This window comes from Joostella sp. CR20, assembly GCF_038433465.1.
Lineage (GTDB): Bacteria > Bacteroidota > Bacteroidia > Flavobacteriales > Flavobacteriaceae > Galbibacter.
Genome location: NZ_JAESVF010000053.1, coordinates 1 through 295 on the forward strand (window position 1 = coordinate 1; position 295 = coordinate 295).

The following is a 295-nucleotide window of genomic DNA, read 5'->3' on the forward strand; positions in this document are numbered from 1 at the left end:
CGCTTCCCCATTACTGATAAAGCTTACCGTATAGCCTGTAGTATCACAACTTAAATCACCCACCGTTAAAATTGGTTCTTGACATAATTCTGGACATTCTGGTGCTGTAATCGTTACTGTTTGCACATCACATCCATCAAAAGAAGAGGTAATGGTGACATCTGTTCCTACTGGAATATCGGTAATCATATTCGTAGCGGTGTCTACAGTACCTTGGTCTGCTGTTACAGTAACTCCTGTACTCGCTACAAAACTTACACTGTATGTTGTTTGATCGTCTGAACATGTAGTTCCG

General features: G+C 41.0%; 1 protein-coding gene. It reads right to left on the minus strand.

All coding sequences use genetic code 11. From position 1 onward, the window contains the following. On the minus strand, window positions 1-295 hold a 295-nt coding region (locus JMA43_RS14005; RefSeq protein ID WP_342157324.1), incomplete at both ends, for a hypothetical protein.